At 71.5% G+C, this 20,563-nt stretch carries 14 protein-coding genes and 1 tRNA gene; 7 read left to right on the top strand and 8 right to left on the bottom strand.

Annotated features, from left to right (window positions below; genetic code table 11):
• Positions 1 to 263: 263 nt before the first annotated feature.
• The gene (locus F4559_RS18260) at positions 264 to 1,109 is read right to left on the bottom strand and encodes a MerR family transcriptional regulator (protein WP_184670279.1); all 846 of its coding nucleotides are present in this window, start codon (positions 1,107 to 1,109) and stop codon (positions 264 to 266) included.
• Between the two features lie 1,014 nt (positions 1,110 to 2,123).
• Here F4559_RS18260 and F4559_RS18255 point away from each other — a divergent pair.
• Positions 2,124 to 3,209: an SGNH/GDSL hydrolase family protein gene (locus F4559_RS18255; RefSeq protein ID WP_184670277.1), complete on the top strand. Its 1,086-nt coding sequence runs from the start codon at positions 2,124 to 2,126 to the stop codon at positions 3,207 to 3,209.
• Positions 3,210 to 3,844: 635 nt separating this feature from the next.
• Complete coding sequence (locus tag F4559_RS18250) at positions 3,845 to 3,994, top strand: hypothetical protein (protein WP_184670275.1); 150 nt, start codon at positions 3,845 to 3,847, stop codon at positions 3,992 to 3,994.
• Between the two features lie 554 nt (positions 3,995 to 4,548).
• Here the strand turns inward: F4559_RS18250 and F4559_RS35210 are convergent.
• The gene (locus F4559_RS35210) at positions 4,549 to 5,454 is read right to left on the bottom strand and encodes a glycosyltransferase family 4 protein (RefSeq protein ID WP_184670273.1); all 906 of its coding nucleotides are present in this window, start codon (positions 5,452 to 5,454) and stop codon (positions 4,549 to 4,551) included.
• 974 nt (positions 5,455 to 6,428) lie between these two features.
• Between F4559_RS35210 and F4559_RS18240 the strand changes: the two genes are divergently transcribed.
• Together F4559_RS18240 and F4559_RS18235 are read left to right on the top strand one after the other, a co-directional pair.
• On the top strand, positions 6,429 to 7,343 hold the full coding sequence (locus tag F4559_RS18240) for a MerR family transcriptional regulator (protein WP_184670272.1): 915 nt from the start codon (positions 6,429 to 6,431) through the stop codon (positions 7,341 to 7,343).
• A 976-nt stretch (positions 7,344 to 8,319) separates the two neighbouring features.
• A complete protein-coding gene (locus tag F4559_RS18235; RefSeq protein WP_184670270.1) occupies positions 8,320 to 12,372 on the top strand; it encodes a PAS domain-containing hybrid sensor histidine kinase/response regulator family protein in 4,053 nt (1,350 codons plus the stop codon).
• Between the two features lie 80 nt (positions 12,373 to 12,452).
• On the opposite strand, the gene tnpA is transcribed toward F4559_RS18235, so the two are convergent.
• Positions 12,453 to 12,881, bottom strand: coding sequence for an IS200/IS605 family transposase (gene tnpA, locus F4559_RS18230; RefSeq protein ID WP_184670268.1), 429 nt, complete (start codon positions 12,879 to 12,881; stop codon positions 12,453 to 12,455).
• Between the two features lies 1 nt (position 12,882).
• On the opposite strand from tnpA, the gene F4559_RS18225 reads away from it, so the two are divergent.
• Complete coding sequence (locus F4559_RS18225; protein WP_184670266.1) at positions 12,883 to 14,091, top strand: RNA-guided endonuclease InsQ/TnpB family protein; 1,209 nt, start codon at positions 12,883 to 12,885, stop codon at positions 14,089 to 14,091.
• Positions 14,092 to 14,476: 385 nt separating this feature from the next.
• On the opposite strand, the gene F4559_RS34490 is transcribed toward F4559_RS18225, so the two are convergent.
• The 4 genes from F4559_RS34490 to F4559_RS36770 form a co-directional block, all read right to left on the bottom strand.
• Positions 14,477 to 14,914 (bottom strand): hypothetical protein, encoded by a 438-nt coding sequence (locus tag F4559_RS34490; RefSeq protein ID WP_221447276.1) that lies wholly within the window; start codon positions 14,912 to 14,914, stop codon positions 14,477 to 14,479.
• A 91-nt stretch (positions 14,915 to 15,005) separates the two neighbouring features.
• Positions 15,006 to 15,082: transfer RNA gene (locus tag F4559_RS18215), tRNA-His, on the bottom strand.
• 435 nt (positions 15,083 to 15,517) lie between these two features.
• On the bottom strand, positions 15,518 to 16,255 hold the full coding sequence (ribD, locus tag F4559_RS18210; protein WP_312865711.1) for a bifunctional diaminohydroxyphosphoribosylaminopyrimidine deaminase/5-amino-6-(5-phosphoribosylamino)uracil reductase RibD: 738 nt from the start codon (positions 16,253 to 16,255) through the stop codon (positions 15,518 to 15,520).
• A 39-nt stretch (positions 16,256 to 16,294) separates the two neighbouring features.
• Entirely contained in the window at positions 16,295 to 16,654 is a 360-nt protein-coding gene (locus tag F4559_RS36770) for a helix-turn-helix domain-containing protein (protein WP_184670264.1), read from the bottom strand.
• A gap of 723 nt (positions 16,655 to 17,377) precedes the next feature.
• Between F4559_RS36770 and F4559_RS18200 the strand changes: the two genes are divergently transcribed.
• Entirely contained in the window at positions 17,378 to 17,857 is a 480-nt protein-coding gene (locus F4559_RS18200) for a hypothetical protein (RefSeq protein WP_184670262.1), read from the top strand.
• Positions 17,854 to 19,776: a M48 family metalloprotease gene (locus tag F4559_RS18195; protein ID WP_184670260.1), complete on the top strand. Its 1,923-nt coding sequence runs from the start codon at positions 17,854 to 17,856 to the stop codon at positions 19,774 to 19,776. Before F4559_RS18200 ends, F4559_RS18195 begins: the two co-directional genes overlap by 4 nt.
• On the opposite strand, the gene F4559_RS18190 is transcribed toward F4559_RS18195, so the two are convergent.
• Entirely contained in the window at positions 19,744 to 20,538 is a 795-nt protein-coding gene (locus F4559_RS18190; protein WP_184670258.1) for a GNAT family N-acetyltransferase, read from the bottom strand. The two genes, F4559_RS18195 and F4559_RS18190, sit on opposite strands and share 33 nt — an antisense overlap.
• Between the last annotated feature and the right edge of the window lie 25 nt (positions 20,539 to 20,563).

Genomic DNA, 20,563 nt, shown 5'->3' with positions numbered 1-20,563 from the left:
CGGAGTCGTTCTTCGCCACCTTCAGGACCGGGATCGGCACCAGCGTGTGGGACACCCGCGACGACGCCCGCCGGGACGTTTTCGCCTACCCGGGCTACTACCACGACCGGGGTGAAGTCCCGTCCGCCACGCCAAAAGATGTCTGTGTTCCGCCTGGTGGCTTTCGTCCTTTCCCGGCACGTGGATGCGGGCCGGGCATCGAACCGACTCCGGTACGGGCCTCGTATGGTCGCGCGCCGACCGACGGGCCGACGCGCGACCGCCTACCCCACTTCCCGGAGCACCGAGACCGCCCCGGCCAACGTCGTCGGACGTTCCCAGCTCAGGCCCGGCGCGCGCCAGCCCGGCCCGGCCACGACCAGCCGTGGCCCCAGTGCCGCCACGGCCTCCGCCGCGCGGTGGTGCGCCGGTTCGATCCGGTGCGACCAGAGCAGCACGGCCTTCGGCGTGGTCGAGGTGACCGCGCGCACCAATGCGGGCTCGGGCATCGCGGCGCCCAGCATCCGGGTCGGGACGTCGTGTTCGGCCAACGCCGCCGACAGCGCCTCCACGGGCAGCGAGTGCTGCTCGCCGGGCGCGCAGGCGAGCAGGACCGACGCCCCCGCCGGGGGATGGGGGACGCGGTGCAGCGCGGTGGCCACCGACCAGGACAGGGCGTGCTCGTCGTCGACGCAGTCCGGGTCGTCCACCTGCGCACGCTCGATCGAGGTCAGCGCCGGCCGGCACACCTCGTCCCAGGTCCGCACCACACCCCACCGCGGGAACGTCCGACTCAACAGGTCGACACACGACGCGGTGTCCAGGCGCCTGGCGGACTCCACGACGGCTTTGCGGACGTCGCGCGGCATCGGCGTCCCGTTGAGCAGACCGGCGGCGGCCGAGGGACGCATCCCGCCGTTGACCAGCTCGCACATCCTGCCCAGCACGGCCACGTCGTCGTTGCTGTAGCGGCGGTGCGTGCCGGCCCTGCCCGACCGCGGTTCCAGTCCGTAGCGGCGATGCCACCCGCGCAACGTCGATTCCGTGGTCCCCAGGCGGGCGGCCACCTCACCGGCCGTCCACACCGGCGTCCAGTCCTCGACGGCCGGCTCGTCGTACTCGTCGATCATCGGCCGTGCCGCTTCCGACCGGCGCCCTGCCGCGCGTGGTCGCACCCGTGATCGGCGACGAGAAGGTCCCGTCCGCCGTGATCGCGATGCCGGGCGCCGGGCGGGGGAGCACTCCGCCTGTCCGGGCGAGCGGTCTGGGGCACGGGGGTCCTCCTCGGATACCTGCCCGACTCCGTGACGCGCCACGGAAACGCGCCACGGAGTCGGTGAGACGGATCGGAAACCGACGACCGGGCCGAGCAACTTCAGCACGGCGTCGAGCACGATTCCTAGCACACCGCCGTCAGTACCCATGAGCATCTCCGCTCCCGAAGGTGCCGATGTTCTCGATATACGGCCCGGTTTTGACTCCGTCACGTTGCCGCTGCCCCGCAGACGCCCCCATCGAGTGACACCTCGTGTTCCGTCAACAGAAGTCCTCGTACGTTTTGCGCGAAGCGCAATCGAATGTGTCGCCCGTTCGAGCGGGTACCGAGAAGTATCCGCCAGAGCGTCCCTGTCGAATGGACATCGACCATGTCCATGGTGCTCGACGGCATCCGATGGCTCGGCTGTCCGTGATTCCGGTGTCGTCCCCGTTCGGCCCGCCGCTCGTCCGTGTCGGACAGCGGGTGAACTCCTCCGCCATGTCCGCCGCTCACGGCCCCGGTGCGACACAGTCCCTTCGATGGTGACGTGCTCAGAATCGGGTGCGGCGTCCATTTATGCCCGGTGGGCACTACGCGGTGCATCAGAAATGCAACGGTTGCGCGTGTGGACGGTGGACGAGGGTCGCGCGAAAGGGTGATCCATGCTGCGGTACGGGACGGCGCGGTCTACAACGGACGTGTGCCGAACCGGAAGTAGGCGCGTCCGAAGGGGATGTCGCGGCCCGCAGGGACCCGGTGTTCCGGGAAGGGCGTCCGACAACGAAGTCGAGGTAGTCGGGCTCGGCGGTCGGCGTCACTTTGTGGGCCGCCGGTTCCGTGGCACGCCCGTGGCGTGTCACGGAACCGATCGGATACGGAATCGTCGGTGGACGAAGTGATGGGCGGTCCATGTGTTGCCGCCGGGATCGCGTTGCACGGCAGCAGCGGTGTCGAACCGAAGGGAGTGCTCGCGATGAGAGTCTCGTGTGTACGGATCGCAATCGCGTCGTGCACGCTCGTGGCCGCTGCGCTCGTCGCACCCGCCTTGCCTGCCTCCGCCCGTGCGGAGACGGTGCGATGGGTGGCGATGGGGGACGCCTACACGGCAGGAGGCATCGCCGCCGCTGGTGCGGAAGTCGTCGACGGCGGCCTGCGTGACGGCTGCGACAGGACCGCGGGGTCCTATCCGGAGGTCCTGCGCAGGATGTGGGCCGACCGGTACGAGTTGGTCAACGTCAGTTGCGTGGGAGCCACGATCGCGAACGTGGTGTCGGAGCGGCAGTGGCCGATCGGTCGCGAGTCGCCGTTCTTCGGAATCGCCGATCCGGACTTCCCGTTCCCGTCGGTGCCGGCGCAGATGCGGGCACTCACCCCCGACACCGATCTGGTGACGGTCGGGATCGGCGGGAACACGCTGGGGTTCATGGAGTTCGTGTACGCGTGTGTGGTGATGGGGCAGTGGTCCGATCCCGAGACGGCGAGTCCGTGCGCGGAACACTTCACATCCGGGTGGGACGGGGTTCCGACGATCACCGACCGCCTCGCGGTGCTCGCGGAGCAGTACGGGGACATGCTGATGGCGATCCGGGCCGCCGCGCCTCAGGCGACGGTGCTCGCCGTGGGCTATCCCGCGATCTTCCCGGCCGACCCGGCGGACTGCACGGTCGGGCAGACCCCCGGAGGGCTGCTCCATTTCGGGACCGTCACCCGTCCCGATCTGGCATGGTTGCGTACGGCCGTGGTCGAGCCTCTCAATGGCGTGATCGCAGAGCAGGCCGCGGTCCACGGGGTGACGTTCGTCGACCTTTACCCGGCAGGCATCGGCCACGACGCCTGCCGTCCCGACGGTTGTGACTGGGTCGAGGGCATCCGGGACGAGACCGGCGAGTGGGCTTTGGTACGACCGAACAGCGCCGGGCACCTGGCGGCGGCGATCACGATCGGCGCGGTGCTCGACGCCGGCCAGGGCTGAGCCCGATCTCGCGACTGCGTCGGGGCATGCGCACGGCCGCGGCGGGCGGTCCTCCGGCGCCGCGGGTCGCGGTGCGCACGGGTCTTGCCGCCCCGGTGTTCGCCTACGGGGCGCGGTGACCGCGCGGAACGCTCTGCCCGGCGTGAGGCACCGAGACAGGCCCTGCTGGTCGGGAACGACACGCGATGCTCCGGGTGTCGCGATCGGGTGCTGGTGTCCGACCATGCGGGCGGTTCCCGGCGGAGTCTCGTGGTGGCCTCGGCAAGTCACATGGTGATCCGGCGGGTCCGCGTGGCGTCGATCCCGACGTCCACGCGGATGGCGCCGCGTTCCCCGGGCGTCGTCGCCGTTGGTCGATCCGTGTGGGTGAGGATGCTGTTCGGGTGGGGCCTCCGACGCGCATCCGAGTGGTGCCTGCGATCGGTGCGGCGCCGACGGGGTCCGTGCGCCCCGCACAGCCGGGCGGTTCGGCGGCGAGGCCCGGTGCGTGTGGCCGTCAGGGGCCGGTGGCGGCGGCGTCGGAGGCCGAGGTCGTGAACCGACTTGAGGACTGTGGGGGTCCCGCGATCGGTCGGGTGTGGCTCGCCGTTCCCTGTCCCCATGTCCTGCGGTGCGTCGTCGCGGACGATGTCGCCGTGACCACCGCGGCGCCGTACTCGCCGCGGTGGTCGATCGGCGACGCCCTGGTCCTGGCCGTCGGCAGCGGACGCGTCGGCCGTCCTGGGGCGTCGTACCGCCCCGGTGCGGTGTGGCGGCCGGTGCGCTGCTGTTCGTCTGGACGGTGACACGCCGGTCGCCCCGTCGTCCCGTTCGGCCCGGTTCGAGGTCATGCGGGCCGACGGGCGCGCGGAACCGGTCCACCCCGGCACCCTGGAGGAGATCCGCCTGCTCGGTCCCGCCGTCGCGGGCCGGGCCGCCGGAGTTGTTCACGGCCACCGTGAGGAAGAAGGTCGCGGCGATCCGCCGTGCCCTCGTCGAGGGCGACCCGGGCGCGGTTCTGCGGCTCGCGACGGCTCAAGGGCAGCAGTGTGCAGATCGCGGCCCGGAAACCGGCGGTGTCCGGTTCTGCCCTGGACCACGCGGCCCGAACCGGCGACCGGTGTGGTGTCGAGTCGCCGGTGGACGACCTCGCACACGTGGCGGTCACGAGCTGTGCGCCGCCGCGTGCGACTCTTGCCGTCCACCGACCGCCGACGTCCCGGAGTCGCGGGTCTGCCACTGCGGTGTCCGATCCCACGGCACGCCGACGGTGGCCGTCCTGCCGCTACTCGCACCACCCTGCTTCCGTCCCGCGGGAAGACGACAGGACGCGGAGCCACGACCTGACCGCCGAGGGCGGTCAGCTCCGGGCGAGCCGTCGGTAGACGTGGTGGATGTCGGTGGCGACCTGCGCCCAGGAGTGGCGTAGGTGGACCCGGTCGAGGGCGGCGGCGGACAATGCCGCGCACCGGGACCTGTCGGCGAGCAGGCGTCGCACGGTGCGGGCGAGCGCGGCCGGGTCCCGGGGCGCGACGAGGGCTCCGGTGACGCCGTCGAGCACCGTCTCGGGCAGCGCGCCGGTCGTGGCGGCCACGACCGGGACGGCGCAGGCCATGGCGTGTAACACCGGGTCGGGCGGCATGGTCGACCAGGGGACGTGCAGGACGATGTCCGCGGACCGGACGAGTTCGGGGGTCGGTCCGGTGACGACGCGGACGCGGTCGGCGACGTCGAGGGCCGCGGCCGCGTCGAGCAGGCGGCGGATCTCCGCGCGGTGGGCGGGCAGAGGTGACCCGGTCGGACCGGCGACCACGAGTTCGGCACCGGGTATGCCGGACAGGGCGGCGATCGCGGTGTCCGTGCCGTCCCCGGGGCACAACGCGCTGGTCACCAGTAAACGGGGGGCCTCGCCTCGAGGTGCGGTGGGACCGTCGGGGTTCCACCGACGCTGGTCGACCGCACGGGCGATGACGTCGACCGACGGCCGGGACGGTCCGGTGACCGCCTCGGCTTCGGCGTGGCTGCCCACCAGGACGTGGTCGGCTGCCGCTCCCGGCGGTCCCGGCAGGGGGCGGCAGTCGTGGACCACGGTCACCGATCCCGCGCCGGCTGTCGCGGCCAACGCCGCCCCCCACGCGGAGAACACGTGTGCCACCACCGGGCTTGGACACCGCCCGAACGTCCGACGCACGACCTCCACCGCCTCGCCGGACAGCACTTCCAGACGGAACGGGATCCGTCGCGGCCGGACCGGCTGGGTGGTCACCACGGTGACCTGGCGGAGGGAGCCGCAGAGTTCGGCGGCGAGTCGCTCAGCCTGTGTCGATTCCGCACGGTCACAGGCGATCAGTACGACGTCGACAGGGGCGGTCGTGATCGTCGACCCCTTTCGCCGGCGAGGGGCGCCCTCACCAGAGTCGGGGCGGAACCGTCGACGACGCGGTACATGCCGTGGCGGTCTGACGCAGACTACGCGGGATTCGACTGAACACACGACATTGTTGACCTGATCGGAGTAGTGCTCAGGTCGGTTCGCAGTTCCCGACGACCATCGCGTCCTGACCTCGGCAGCGTGGGAACCGCCCACCGTCGCCGGAGTTCCCTCCCTGTCCGGGACGCGGCCCTCGACGTGCGACCACCCGTCTCGCGCGGACTGCGCACGGAAGCCAGCCGCAACGGTCGGGATGACGGTCCCGTCCCTTCCCCGGACCGCGGTTGCCACGATCCTGGCCGGGGTCCGGTCGTCCGTGCGTGTCGAAACGTGACGTGAGCGCGGCGATCGTCCGCCGCAGACTACCCGCCGCGTCGGAATTGCAACGCTTTCCCGGTGAAGTGGACGGTCGTGTGTCGCCCGATCGTGTCCACGCCGACGCGGCCAGGTGGAGCCGGGGTTAGAAACAGCGCGTGTGCCGAAGACATCGGCACCGAGGAGAGGAGATCGTCATGGCGACGGATTCCGGTCTGTTGGGAATCGTGTTCGGCGCGGTGCTGCAACTGTTGAGTCTGGTCCTCGGTTCCTGATTCCGCCTCACGGCTCCGCGACACGGCCCGCCGCGTCGCGGAGCCGGACCACTTCGAGGAGAAGTACGTGTCGCTTTCCGTCCGTCCACGACGGCGATGGACCTCATTCCTCGCCCCCGTACGACAAGGCTGCCCCGGCGGACGCCCGGACTGTCCTGTCGCACGCCGCATGGCACGATTCCGGCGCCGGCACGCCGGACGCGCACCGTGGTCGGCCCGATGCGGGCGTCCTGTCCGATGATCGACGAGTACGACGAGCCGCTGTCGCACGACGGCCGGGTGGACGCCTGGGTGCCGGTGTGGACCGCCGGTCAGGTCGCGGCCCGCCTGGGCGTCACGGAGTCGACCTTGCGCAGTTGGCACCGCCGCTACGGGTTGGAGCCGCGCGCGAAGGGGTCCGGCGCACACCGTCGCTACAGCCACGACGACGTGACGCTCCTGGGCAGGTTGCGAGAGTTGGTCGACGGGGGCATGCGGCCGTCGGTCGCGGCCGGACTGCTCAACGAGATGCCGGTGCTGCGGGAAGTGCAGCAGTCCGTTGTGGAAGCGGCGAAGCGGCTGGACACCTCGACGTGCGTCGAGGTGCTGACGCGGACCCTGCACCGTTGGGGGGTCGTGCGGACGTGGGACCGGGTGTGCCGGCCGTCGCTGACCTCGATCGAACGGGCCCAGGCGACGGACCCGGACCGCGTCGACGAGGAACACGCCCTGTCGTGGTCGGTGACCACGGCCCTGCACCGCGTCCGGCAACCCTGGGCGCAGGCGCGCGTCCTTCTCGCCTGCGCACCCGGTGAGCACCACTCGCTGCCGGTGGAGGCATTGGCGGCGGCACTGGCCGAGAGCGATGTCCCGGCCCGGGTGCTGGGCGCGGCGATGCCGCAGGCGGCCCTGGTGCGGGCGGTCACCTCCACCCGGCCGCAGGCTGTGCTGCTGTGGTCGCACCGGCCCGATCTGGCCCACCACCGCGCCGCCGAAGCCGTCGCCGCCGCCGGGCCACGCCTCGTCGTGGCCGGACCGGGCTGGGGAGTCCCCCATCCGGGATGGGTACACCCGGGGTCGCTGTCCAGTGCGGTCATGGTGCTCGGAGAGGCCCACCGGACGACCGATTCCCCGAGACCGGTCCCACGCGGATGAATCCGGGTCCGGATCGCCGCGGGCAACCGCCCGGACGGGTCCGCGGGTTCGTTCCGATCCGGTGGACCGCTCCGGGGCGTCGGAGTTCTTCCGGACGACTCCGCGGTCGGCGTCGATGCCCCTGTCCCGCGTAGGCGTCCTGGCATTGGTCGCCTCGGGCCATGCGGGCGACGACGCGGTCACGAGCGGCGCGGCGGAGGTTCCGGTCGGAGAATGCCCTGAGGTGGGCACAGCGGTGTGAGTCGACGCAGGCGCCGAAGGCCACGTCCGACGGTCCGCGAGCGCCCCGAAATCGGAGCGCGACCGGTGTGGTCGTCTGCCGTTGTGCCTCGACGACGGGGAAACCACGCGACGCGTCGGAAACGCAACGGTTTCGCGTGGGGACAGCGGAAAGATGTCACGCGACAGAGTGGTCGGTGCTGCGGTGCGCGACGGCACGACATACAACGGACCTGTGCCGAATCGGAAGCGGGCGCGTCCGAAGGCGATGTCCGTGTTCGTCGCCCCCGACGGTCCGAGCCGGGCGTGCGATGTGAAGCCGGGCTCGACGGTCGGCGCACGGTGCCGGCTGCCGGGTGCGTGACGCGGTCCGGTGACCGTGCCACGAAATCGAGTCCTGATGCGGAAACGTCGGTGGAACCGCCGCGACGTGCCCGCCGCGGCCACCGGATGGTTCCCGGCAGGCGGTTACGCGAAGTCCGTTCCTGGGTCGGCGGGTGGGTGGTGAGGACACGATGATCCGATGCGTGCGCGGGGGGTCGAGTCCGTCGTCCGTGCGGACCGCACCGCGGTCCTCGGGTGTCCTGGTGCGGAACGGTTCGTGCGGGCGACGACAGCGGACCGCTGTGTCCGCCGCCGCGAGTCCGGTCGGCGCGGTGCGGATGGGCCCGCTGCCGGGTGGCTCGTCGGCACGTCCCGGTGCGACACGGCCCCCCGGTATCCCGGGACCGCGGCGTCGTCGGAGGCCGGTGTGATGATGGACGGGTTCGACGACGGCCCGCATCCGGCGATCAGTCGGGCGTGGCTGCTCGTCCACTGCCTTGGTGTCGTGTGGTGCGTGGTGGCGGACGATGGCGCCGTCACCACCGGTGCGGTGGCGGCCTCGTGGTCGATCGGGACCGTTCTGCTTCTGGGCGGGGTGGGCGGTGGCCCGGCCGCCGGACCGCCGTGGCGGTTTGCCGCCGCGCAGACGGCGGTCGTCGTCGGGGCGTCGTACCACCTCGGTGTGGTGTTCGTCGTGGGTGCGCTGGTGTTCGCCTGGACGGTGGCACGCCGGCTGCCGCCGCCCGGCGCTGTCGACGTGTGCCTGGTCGCGGTGTCGACAGGCATGCTCGTCTGGACGTTGCCCGGTGGCGGTGCGGTACCGGAGTCGGCGGGGGCGGCGCTGGCCTTCGCGGCCACCGTGGTGGCGGCGAGCGCGCCCCCGATGCCGGGGGACTGGTGGCTGGTCGGGTGGTCGGCGTGCGCGTTGTGGTGGGTGGTGTCGCCCCGGTTCGGGGTGGAGACCGGTCCGGAGATCCTGGTCGTGCTGCCGGCGCTGCTGTTCCTCGCCCGCCGGCCGAGGTCGCGGGACCCGGTCTCCGCACCCGCATCCGCAGGCGCACGTGGCTTGCCGGTCGCGGTCGTGTGTGTCCTGCCGCCGGCCGCCCTGCTGGTGTTCGGGGTGGTCGAGGGTTCGGCACGCGAGCTTCCGGTGATCGGTGCCGGGACGGTGGTGACGACCGGGCTGCTGCTCGCGCGGTCGTCCTGGAGCGCGGCAGATCCGCGGTTGGACCACGCGATGCGGGCACACCTGCGGCGGGGCGCGGTGCGGGTCTGCGTCGGGTTCGCGCTGTCGGCGCTGGTGCCGTTGGCCGTGCTGACCGGGGTGGTGGTGCGCGAGGCGACCTTGACCGAGGAACGCGAGGTCCACGCGAACCTGGTGGGCCGGGCGGAGGGTGCGGTGGCCGCGGTGGCGGACAGGATGGCCGCCGCGCGCCGGTTGGTGGAGTCCGCCGCGCGTCGTCCGGAGCTGGCCGGCGCGTTGTCGACCGGGGACGGGACGGCGGTGCGGGCGGAACTGGACTCGCTGCGCGAGCAGGACGTGGGGTTCCTGGCGAGCTGGGTGCTGGACCCGGCCGGCGTGCTCGTCTCGGCGTCGCCACCCCGCCCGCAGTCGCCGGGGACCAGGTTCGACCACCGCGACTACTTCCGGGGCGCGATCGCCGCGGACGGCGCCTACGTGTCGGAGGTCTACGAGTCCGCCGGCGTCGACCGCACCCGGGTCGTGTCGGTCGCCGCGTCGGTCCGCGCGGCTGGACGCGTGGTCGGAGTGATCGTCGCCGGTTACCCGATCGGTTCCTTCACCGACCTGCTCGAGCACACGACGGCGGACGGCACCTCGTTGATCGTCACCGATTCCCGGGGAACGGCGATTACGGACGAGCCCACCGCAGGTCCGGCCCTGCCGCGACAGCAGGTCGACGAGGCTCTGGCAGGGCGCTCCGGTACCGCGGACGTCCTCCAGGCAGGCCACGAGGTCCTCGTGGCCTACCGCCCGGCACCGTCACTGGGCTGGGCGGTGGTCGTCGGCGTCGACGGCGCCCAGGCGTTCGCCGACCTGCGGCGGATGACGGGCCGCGTGGTGTCCGTGGCGCTCGTGCTCGGGCTGCTGATGACCGGCGTACTGGTCTACGCGGCCCGCAACGAGCGCAAGCGCAGGCTGGCCGAGCGGCTGCTGGCCAGGCGGCAGGCGGAGACCCGGGACATCCTGCAGGCGGCCGGGGACGCGTTCGTGTCGATCTCGGCGAGCGGGCGCGTGACGGCGTGGAACGCCCGTGCCGAGACGCTGTTCGGGTGGTCGGCCGCCGAGGTGCGGGGCAGGCCGCTGGTCGACCTCGTGGTGCCGTCCGAACTGCGTGCGGACCACCTGGAAGGAATCGCGGCCGCGGTCGCCGGCGGCCGGCCCCGGCTGCTGGGCCGCACGGTGCAGACCACCGCCCGGCACCGTGACGGGACCACCGTGCCGGTCGAGTTGACCCTGTGGCGCTCCGGTCAGGACGGGAACCCGACGTTCAGTGCGTTCATCCGCGACGTCACCGAACGCCGTGACCACGAGGAAGTCCTTGCCCGGGCTCGGGACCAGGCGCTGGCCGCGTCGCGGACGAAGTCGGAGTTCGTGGCGAACATGAGCCACGAGATCCGCACGCCGATGAACGGCGTGATCGGCCTGACCTCGCTGCTGCTGGACACCCGGTTGGACGTCCGCCAGCGCGAGTACGTGACCATGCTGCAGCACTCGGCCGACGCCCTGCTGGGCGTGCTCGACGACATCCTCGACTTCTCCAAGATCGAGGCGGGTCGACTCGACCTCGATCCGGTCGACTTCGACCCCCGGCAACTGGCCGAGGAGGTGGTCGGGGTGATGGCCCCGGCGGCACGGCACAAGGGGCTGGGGATCACCGCGCTGTGTGACCCGGTGTTGCCGCCGCCGCTGCACGGCGACTGCCTGCGCATCCGCCAGATCCTGACCAACCTGGTTTCCAACGCCGTGAAGTTCACCGCGCACGGCGAAGTCGTCCTCGCCGTCGAGGTCCGACCGCTCGACGGCGAAGCCGGGCACCGGGTGGTGTGCACCGTGTCCGACACCGGTATCGGCATCCCAGCCGACCGGCTGTCCGGCCTGTTCGAGGCGTTCACCCAGGTCGACGCCTCCACCACCCGCCGCTACGGCGGCACCGGCCTGGGCCTGGCGATCTGCCGGGAACTGACCGGTCTCATGGGCGGCCGCATCACGGTGGACAGCGCACCGGGTGCCGGCACCGCCTTCCGGGTCGACCTCGCGCTGCGGCCGGCGCACGCCTGCCCGCCGGACCCGCCGCCGGCGCCCGACCTGACCGACCGGGTGGTCCGTCTGGTGACCGACCACGAGACCGGCCGGCGTGCTGTGTCGGACCTGCTGCTGGCCTGGAACGCGACCCTCGACCACGTCGCGGTCGACGTGCCGCAGGCCCGCGCGACACGGCCCGACCGGGCGGCCGACCTCGTGATCGTGGCGGTCCGGCGGCCCGGCCGGGAGATCGTCGACCATGCCGCGGCGGGTGTGGACCCCTCCCGGGTACTGGTCCTGGCGTGGGCGGACACCGCCTGGACATCGGGTGATCCCGCCGGGCGGGTGTCGATGCCCGTGCGCGCGCGGACCCTGGCCCGTGCGGTCGTCGACGTCCTCGACCCACACGGCGACTCGGCCGGGGAGCGGCCCGACGAGCGGCCGGCGCCGATGACGGGCACCGTGGTGCTGGTCGCGGAGGACAACGAGGTCAACCAGCGGGTGGTCGCCGGCATGCTCGAAGCGCTCGGCTGCGCGGTCGAGATCGTCGGCGACGGGGCGCAGGCCGTGCACCGGGTCGCGCGGGGTGGCTACGACGTGGTGCTGATGGACTGCCAGATGCCGGTTGTCGACGGGTTCGAGGCCACGCGCCGCATCCGCGGTCTGCCGCCCCCGTACGACCTGGTGCCAGTGGTCGCGTTGACCGCCTCGGTCCTGGAATCCGACGTCCGTCGCTGCTATGAGGCCGGGATGGACGCGTTCCTGGCGAAACCCCTGCGCCGCGAACGGCTGGAGGCGTGCCTGCGCGAACTCGTGACGCCGCCGTCCCCGCCGTTGCCCCGTTCGGCCAGGTTCGAGGTCATGCGGGCCGACGGGCACGAAGGTCTGGTCGACCCCGGGACCCTGGACGAACTCCGCCTGCTCGGTCCCGCCGCCGTGGCCGAGCTGCTGGAGTTGTTCACGGCCACGGCTCTGCAGAAGGTCGCGGCGATCCGCCGTGCCGTGGCCGACGGCGACCTGGACGCGGTCCAGCGGCTCGCGCACGGGCTCAAGGGCAGCAGCGCGCAGATCGCGGCCCGGAAGCTGGCGGTGTTCAGCTCGGCCCTGGAGCATGCGGCCCGGTCCGAGGACCGGCGTGGTGTCGAGGCGCTGGTGGACGACCTCGCACAGGTGGCGGTCACGAGCTGCGAGGCGCTGCGGGCGACCCTCGTCGTCCGGTGACCGAGATTCAATCGGCGCAAGCCCCGGCCTTCAGGCCGGGGATAGCCGATCCGATCATGTCCGGCCCGCGTAGCGGGCCGTCATGCCGGCCGTCGCTGGTTCTCCACGTACTGCTTGATGATCGACAACGGAGCGCCACCGCAGGACGCGGCGAAATACGACGGGGACCACAGATGATCTCGATGGGTGCGGACCCGGTAGTTCTGGCGCAACCGGCGCGACGACACGCCCTTGAGGCTGTTCACGAGCTTGGACACCGCGACCTGCGGGGGATACTCCACCAGCAGGTGGACCTGATCGTCCTCGCCGTTGCACTCGGTCAGGACCGCGCCGAAGTCGGCGCAGATCCTGCCGAACACCTCCCGCAGGAAGTCGGGATGCTCTCCAGTGAGGACATCACGGCGGTACTTCGTCACGAAGACCAAGTGCACATGCATCCCGAAAACACAGTGTCTACCAGTCCTGTAATCCTGCTCAGTGACCACAGGCCAACATGCTGCGGTAATCATCGTGCCGGCCAGGTACCGCTACCGCATCGAGCCCGACGCGGCTCGGCAAGCGATGCCGGCGCGCACGTTCGGGTGCGCCCGGGTGGTGTTCAACGACGCCATCCGCTGCCGGACCGACGCCCACCAGGCCGGGGAGAGTATCTCCCCGGCCGAGGTCCAGGGACGCGTGATCACGGCAGCGAAGGCGACCGAGGCACGCGCCTGGTTGGGCGAGGTCGCCTCGGTGGCGCCGGTCCAGTCGGTCCGCGACGCGCACCGCGCGTACCGGAACTTCTTCGACTCGATCGCCAAGCGTCGCAAGGGCCGCAAGGTCGGGCACCCCGAATTCAAGTCCCGCAAGGACACCCGGCAGTCGTTCCGCCTCACTCGCAACGGATTCTCCTTGCGCCCCAACGGGCGGCTGTATGTGGCGAAGGTCGGGGACGTGAAGGTGCGCTGGTCGCGGGACCTGCCGTCCGAGCCCGGCTCGGTCACGATCATCCTGGAGCCGGACGGCCACCACTACGCCTCGTTCGTCGTGGAGGTCGCCCCGACGCCGTTGCCGCCGGTGGAGCGGGAGGCCGGCCTGGACCTGGGGATCACGCGTCTGGCGACGGTGGCGACGAGCGACGGGCGACGGCAGGACGTCGCGAACCCGAAGCACCTGGCGGGCAAGCTGCGCAAGCTGGCCCGCCTGGAGCGGGAGAAGGCACGCCGCGCCAAGGGCGGCAAGAACCGGGCCAGGACCGGCCGCAAGGTCGCCGTCCAGCACGGCAAGGTCACCCGCGCCCGCAGGGACTACCAGCACAAGCAGGCCCTCAACCTGATCCGCGACAACCAAGCGGTCCACGTGGAGGACTTGAACACCGCCGGCATGGTCCGCAACCGGCGGCTGGCCCGTGCCATCCACGACGCGGGATGGGCGCGGTTCGTGCGGCTACTGGAGGAGAAAGCCGAACGCCACGGCCGGACCGTGGCCAAGGTGTCCCGCTGGCTGCCGTCCAGCAAGACGTGCTCGGCGTGCGGGCACCTCATGGCAGAAATGCCGCTCAAGGTTCGGACGTGGACGTGCCCGAGCTGCGGCACCGCGCACGACCGGGACCACAACGCCGCGCTCAACATCCTCGCCGCCGGACGGGCGGAGAGGCTAAACGCCTGTGGAGCCCACGTAAGCCCATCCGTCAGGGTGGCGATGGGTGATGAAGCAGGAACCACCCCGGACGCGGCGTAGCCGCGTGGGAATCCCCGGCATTCACGCCGGGGAGGATGTCAAATCGATCCGCGTCCCGAAGCGGCGAGTGCGCCGCCGCCCGGCCGGAACATCCCATGACACGGCGGGGGCGCGACCCGCCGCCACTCGCCCGTGGCCGTCCCGGCCGCCTGGAGACCGGCAGGCTCAATGATCGAGTAATCGGTGGTCTCGACCGAAGGCAACCGACCGTGATCGGGGGCCCGACAATCTCGGACGCCGTGCTCCCGCGGCCTGCGACCGCTTCGACGGAAACCGCGCTCTTCGTGGGACATGGGTGTCCGCAGAACCGGCGCATTCCGTGAGAACGGATCTCCGTGGTGCCACGGCCGCACCGCCGACGCGGGATCCGTCGCCGACAACCACATCACCTTCGACGCCCACGGCGTACCACTGCGGCCCAGGGCCGAGGGCCGATGGTTCCCCCGTGCCCGGACCTTGAACGGCTGGGCGCCTGCCCGAGGCCGGTCGGCCGATCCCGCCACCGCGTTCCACGCCGCGTCGACCGCACGACTCTCCAGGACCGGGCGCAGGTACGGGTCGTCGTGGGGCAGTCGATGAAGTACGCGTTGTGGCGCACGTGGTCGCCGACCAGTTCGCGCACGGCCGACACGACCGTGGCCGCCAGGTCCAACGCGGGACCGGTGGCCGGGCCACCGACGTGTGCCAACAGGTCGCGCGACGCCGAGAACCCGACGTCGGGCAGTGCCGCGTCGAGCTGACGGGCCGCGGTCGTGCCGTCGCCGGCCGCCCCCGTGCTCGCCGGCACCCGCAACGTCCGCTGGATGATCGTTCGCTCCGACACGGGTCCCCCGTTCTGTTCTCGGTCGCGCGTCCTGGTGTCGATCCAGGAATCCCGGGGATATGACGCCCAGGTGGCCGCCGGGCCACGCGCGTGGGGTGACCGACCGGACTCGCACCGGCTTCGACCGGGTCCACAACCCGGCGCCTCGTCTGCTTCGGCTTCGGTCACAGCGGGCCGCCGGGGAGTCGAACCCCGAACCCGTTGATCAATGAGGAGGAAGCACCCCCATGTCCGCGTACGCGGGGGCGGGCGTGCTACCGCGACTGCTCTCCCGTTGAGCCGGCGGCCCGAAAACGAGAAGCCGCCCTGGCCGGAAATCCCGGCGGGCGGCTCCCTCGACGTCGTCACGTCACGATGGGGAGCCCCGGTCGGGCAGGCGCATGGCAGCGTGATGCCGCTTGCGCGTCACCGGCTGGCACATCAGTCCCGACATGGCTTCTCCTCGTTCGTTCCGACGGGGGAAGCATGGCCCGACGGGGGCTTGGTGGTCAACCCCATTGTGGGCGCATGGCACGGAAGGGGCCGGCGGCCCGGACCACCGGAGTATCCAGTCCACAATGGATGAATATTCGGGTGACCCGCCGGGGCCGAGCCCCGGCGTCGCTACCTCACCGGCCGCGCGACCACCCGCACATCCGGTCCGCTGCGGGCGACGTCGATCAATGCAAGGCGAAGGATTCCTGACATGCTGCGGATGCCCGCGTCCTCCAGTCCGCTCTTGCCTGAACCGAGCAATGCGGGAGCGATGTAGTTCACGACACGGTCGACCAGTCCGCGTGCGATGAAGCTTCCGGCCAGCGTCGGCCCGCCTTCCAGGAAAACGCCCTGAATTCCTCGCGCGAACAACCCTTGCAGTACTGCGTCCAGGTCGAGGCCTCGTCCGGTCCGCTTGACGCGGAGGACGTCGACGACGTCGTCGAGGTGCGATGAGTCGGCATCGTCGGCCACCACGATCAGGGTAGGTGCGGCGTCGTCGCACACCTTGGCGTCGACAGGTGTTTTCGCGTTGCTGTCGATCACGACGCGCAACGGCTGGCGATCGGGGTTCGTGACAATCGAGAGATCAAGGCGTGGGTCGTCGTCGCCGCGAACGGCAAGATTCGGGTTGTCGGCCTGTTGCGTTCCCGAGCCGACCACGGTCGCCTGGCATCCGGCGCGTAGCAGGTGCACTTCGGCCCGGCTTTCGGGGCTGGTGATCCACTGACTCGTGCCATCTTCGGCGGCGATTCGGCCGTCGAGCGTGGCCGCGAACTTGTACACGACGAACGGGCGTTGCTGCTGCCGGTTGACGGCCTCCCATTCATCGCGGCCAACCAGGTCGTCGACACTCAGCGCACCCACTCGGCATCTCCTTCGGCTGCTACGGCTTCCAAGAATTCGTCAACGCCCGCATGTGACTGCCACGGTTGCAGGTAGCGGGCACTCCGGGCGAGTTCCCGAGGTCCGCTCCCCGAGCGCCAGGAGTACTCCCATGCTCACGCCGGATGAAAGTGCGCTTCGACGGTCGACGTCACTGCTCGCGGGTGTCGGCTTTGTGCCGTTCGGGAGATCGCGCAGTTCAGTAGGTGTTCTACCGAGCAACTTCGCCAACTTCGGCCAGAGGTAGGGTAGCGGTCGCGGCGTGCCGGACTCCCACCGATGCGCAGTGGTCCGCTCGACGTGCAACTCTTCGGCCAAACTCTCCTGCGTGTGACCCACCATCCGCCGCGCGTCGGTCAACTCCGTCCGTCGTTCCGCCATGTCCTCAGTGTCTCATCGTGTGCCGAAGCTGCAAAAGCCGCGTTTTCGCAGGTCGGCGTGGGAAGTGCAACACGTCTGCCACAGAACCGCCGCACGGTCGGAGCAGGACTGCCCGGTATCGCGCGCATGTGAAACGCAAGGGTCGGAAGCGGGAACCCTCCAGGGAGGAATTCGGGGAGTACTGCGCGGAGATGGGCTTCCACCGGGGCGCGGTGTCCATCGACTGTGGTGTGCCGGCCGACGTGATCGCACGTGTCGGCTTCAGCGGCCTGATCGACCTGCTGCGACTGCCGGAGTTCTTTGGGGTACTTGGGCCAAACCTCGGGCATCTGTCCGAAGTGGACGCGGCCGGTACCTCCCGGGCGTCGAAGATCAGGAGCACGGCGTCCAGGGGACACCAGGATGACGAGTACGACGAGGAAGCGGTTTCGTGCCGCACCCTCCTCGCCCGGGCGGCGAGGTCATGGCCTCCTACCCGTGGCGGGTGGCGTTGGAGGCGGTGCGGCGGAACGGCTCCCGGTAGGTGACGTGCCGTTGTCGGAGACCGGGAAATACACCTCACGGGGAAAAGCGCATGGTGATCGGGTGGTTGTCAACGGTCATCCGGTGTGGGGTGGTGTGCGGGATCCGACGCGTTTCCGTTGGTGCGTAACAGGTCTAACGTCGGCGCCTTCGGGTCCGTTGTACGACCCGACATGACGCGGACGAAGGGTGGTCGCGCCGATGGGGCGGGAAGTCTCGGGGTTCGAGTTCGCGGAGGGCGACGTGGAAATCGCGCGTGCGGTCGTCGACGCCCGGTACCCGCGTGAGTCGGAGATCTTCGACGACACGCTCGACGATTTCGTGCTCGACCCGGAGCGGACGGTGCGCGGGGTACGGCTCGGTGCTCCCGTGGGAATCGGGATCGACCTGGTCTCCGTCACGCCCTACGTCCTTTCGGCCGTGGGATTCCTGGGCGGAATGGTCGCCGAGAAGGTCGTGGAAGACGCCTACGGTGCGGTGCGTGACCGGGTCCGGCGGGCCATCGTGCGGCGGCGGGAGGGGCGGGCGCCGGAGGCCGTGGACGCCGCCGAGGCCGAGCAGGTCCGGGTGTTGGTCGTCGTGCACCTGGTCGGGCAGGGCGCCGAACAGACCGTCGCCGAGGACGTCGCGCGGCACGTCGTGGTCGAGGCGTTGGGCCACGACATCGGGACAGCGGGGTGAACCGCCCGCGACCCGACGCGGCGTGGGGACGCTACGCGCTGTTGATCCTTGTTCCCGTGCTGGCGGCCTGCGCGGCCGGTGAACTCGTGTACTTCGTGTTGTGCGAAGAGGAGTACGGCGCCGCGTTGAAGGCCTGCATGGCCCAGGCGCGGGCCGCGGCGCCGGACGACGTCTTCGAGCGTTCCCGGTTCTTCGCCCACTGTCGGATTCCCGTCGAACTGGGCAAGGCGGGCTTCGTCGTGGCCGCCGGTGCCGTCGCGGTGGTCGGCGGTGTCGTCCTGCTCCGACTGCTTCCCCGACGGCTTTACCGTCGCGCGGGACGGATGCGGGTGGCGGGGGAGCGGTGGCAGAGCGCCGCCGCCGGCGCCGTGCGGTCCCTGGGCGGCAGCGTCCTTCCGGTGGTGATGATCGCCGCCGACTGCCGCGAGGCGTTCACGGTGCGGACCGGCGGTCGCGTGCGGATCGTCCTGCCCCGGGCGGTCGTGACCCTGCCCGACGACCAGGCACTGGCCCTGCTACGGCACGAGTGCGCCCACGTGGTGGCCGGCGACGTGCGACGGGTGTGGCTGACGCGCGGGGTGTGGTGGGCGGCGCCGGTGCTGTTCGCCGCGCCCGTCGCGGTGCGGGTGCTCGAGGACGACGACCCCACGCCGGACTCGGGCGACTGGGTTCTCCGGGTGGTGTGCTCCGCGCTGCTGCTGACGCTGTTGTGGGTGGTGGCGCGAAGCGTGTTGCGGTCCCGTGAGCACGCGGCGGACCTGCGCGCCGCGGGCGGCGCGGCCGAGCGGGCGGCGTTGTGCGGTCTGCTGGCCCGCGGTGCCGGGGAGGACCGGACGTCGGGGGCGCGGCGGTGGGCGGCGCTCCACCCGTCGATCGACCGCAGGCTCGCGGTGGTCGAGGCCGGGGTCGCGGTGCCCACGCGCTGGATCGACGGCCTGGCGATCGGTGCGTTGGCCACCTGCATGATGGCGACGACCACGTGGTTCCTTCGCCCCGTCCTGCCGGGTCTGGAGCTTGGGGGGTGGGGCAGCCTCGTCGCGGCCTTGGTGCCGGGCGTGGTGCTCGGGGTCGCCTGGGGAGCGCTCTCCTGGGAGACACCGGCGTTCCTGCCGTGGTGGCGTCGGATGGCGGCCGTGCTCGGGTTGGCCGCGGGTGTCCTGGTGGGGCTGCTTCTGGCGCCGACCGCGTTGACGATGCTCGTCGGCGATCTTCCGTACTTCCTGAACACCTGGTGGCTGACCGCGCTGATGGTCGCCGGTGCCGGCGCGCTCACCGGCACGCTCGGGGCGTTGATCGGGAACGCTCCGCCCGCCGCGCGGTGGTGGGCGAGCGTGACGGCCGCCGCGGTGTGGGTCGGCGCGATCGCGCCGATCGACGTGATCGCGACCGTGATCGGCGAAGGCGGACCGCTGGTCGGACTGGCCGTCGCCGCGGACATGCCGTCGTGGGCGATGCTCGTCGGACAGGGCTCGATCGCGGTCGTCGCGATCTGGCGGTGCCCGGGTCGACCGGTGGCGGCGGTCGTCACGGTCGGCCTGGCCGCCGCGGTCGTGGTGACGAGCCTGCTGTCCACCGATCCGCTGGTCGGGGAACTCACGACGGAACGGATCGTCACGGACTGCACGATCGCGGCCGGCGCGGGTGTCGCCGCGGCGGTCCTCGCCCTGGTCCTGCGGGTGGACTTCGGGTTGGCGATGGCCGCGGCCTGGGGCGTCACGGTGCTCGTGGCCGCGGGCCTGGCCGTCGTCCTCGGGTTCGCCGTGGACGACGCGCTGCGGTTCTCCCTCCTGCCCGCCCTCAACCTGCTGATGATCGGGCTGCTTGCCCTGGCCGCCGTCACGGTGCCCGTGAGTCGTCCCGATCCGCGCGTACGTGTCGTGCCCCGGTCAGTCCTTGAGCCGGTAGAAGCGGATCGCTGAGTTCGGCCGGAAACCGATCCGGCGGTAGACGGGCGCACCGGCCGCCGTCGCGTGCAGCGTGGCGCGGGTCAGGCCGGTCGCCCGGCCGCCTTCGTGCAGGACCTTGCGCGTCACGGCCGCGCCGAAACCCCGGCGTTCCCGGTCCGGGTCGGTGGCCACGAGCACGACGAACAGCCGCCCGGCCACCGCGACGCTGCCCGCGCACGTCACGGGAACGCCGTCGAGCAGGCCCAGGTAGGCGTGGACGTCGTTCTTCCACAGCGCGGAACCGGCGAACGCGGCACGGCCCTGTTCCCGGGTGAAGCCGTAGGCACGGGCGTTGAGGTCCGCGTAGGCGTCGAGGTGTTCGTCGGTGGTCACGCGCACGAACGTCAGGTCGGGGTGCTCGGGCTCGGCGAGCGGGAGCAGGTCGCCGGCCATGCCCGTGCCGGGGAAGGAGTACTCGAACCCGGCCCGGTCGGCGGCGGCGTCCAGCGCCGCGCGGGCGTCGTCGGCCAACAGGTCTTCGAAGAGCCACAGGAAACCGGACCCGCGCTTCGCGCGCATGACGTCCGCCGCCGCGGCCAACCGGTGTCCGAGCAGGTCGGCGTCCACGTCGGCCTCGGTCAGGGTCACGCAGTTCCAGAACGGGAACAGGCCGTCGGCCCAGCGCACGGCGACGCCGGGGAGGTCGCGCACGTCGGCGTCGGGTTCGCGGTCGAGCACCAGCAGTCGCCAGGCGTCGGCGAGCTGTTCCGCCGATTCGATCGAGTCCGCGGTCATCGCGCCAGGGTAGCGGACGTGGATC

Source organism: Saccharothrix violaceirubra (assembly GCF_014203755.1).
Classification (GTDB): domain Bacteria; phylum Actinomycetota; class Actinomycetes; order Mycobacteriales; family Pseudonocardiaceae; genus Actinosynnema; species Actinosynnema violaceirubrum.
Note: the sequence above shows the minus strand (reverse complement) of the source record. Positions and strands in the feature narration are given on the sequence as shown.

Bases quoted from the DNA above. Each gene is read 5' to 3' on its own strand.
- F4559_RS18240 (WP_184670272.1), top strand. From the start codon at position 6,429: ATGCGGGCGTCCTGTCCGATGATCGACGAGTACGACGAGCCGCTGTCG.
- F4559_RS36770 (WP_184670264.1), bottom strand. From the start codon at position 16,654: ATGGCGGAACGACGGACGGAGTTGACCGACGCGCGGCGGATGGTGGGT.
- F4559_RS18200 (WP_184670262.1), top strand. From the start codon at position 17,378: ATGGGGCGGGAAGTCTCGGGGTTCGAGTTCGCGGAGGGCGACGTGGAA.
- F4559_RS18235 (WP_184670270.1), top strand. From the start codon at position 8,320: ATGGACGGGTTCGACGACGGCCCGCATCCGGCGATCAGTCGGGCGTGG.
- F4559_RS18260 (WP_184670279.1), bottom strand. From the start codon at position 1,109: ATGATCGACGAGTACGACGAGCCGGCCGTCGAGGACTGGACGCCGGTG.
- F4559_RS18190 (WP_184670258.1), bottom strand. From the start codon at position 20,538: ATGACCGCGGACTCGATCGAATCGGCGGAACAGCTCGCCGACGCCTGG.
- tnpA (WP_184670268.1), bottom strand. From the start codon at position 12,881: ATGATTACCGCAGCATGTTGGCCTGTGGTCACTGAGCAGGATTACAGG.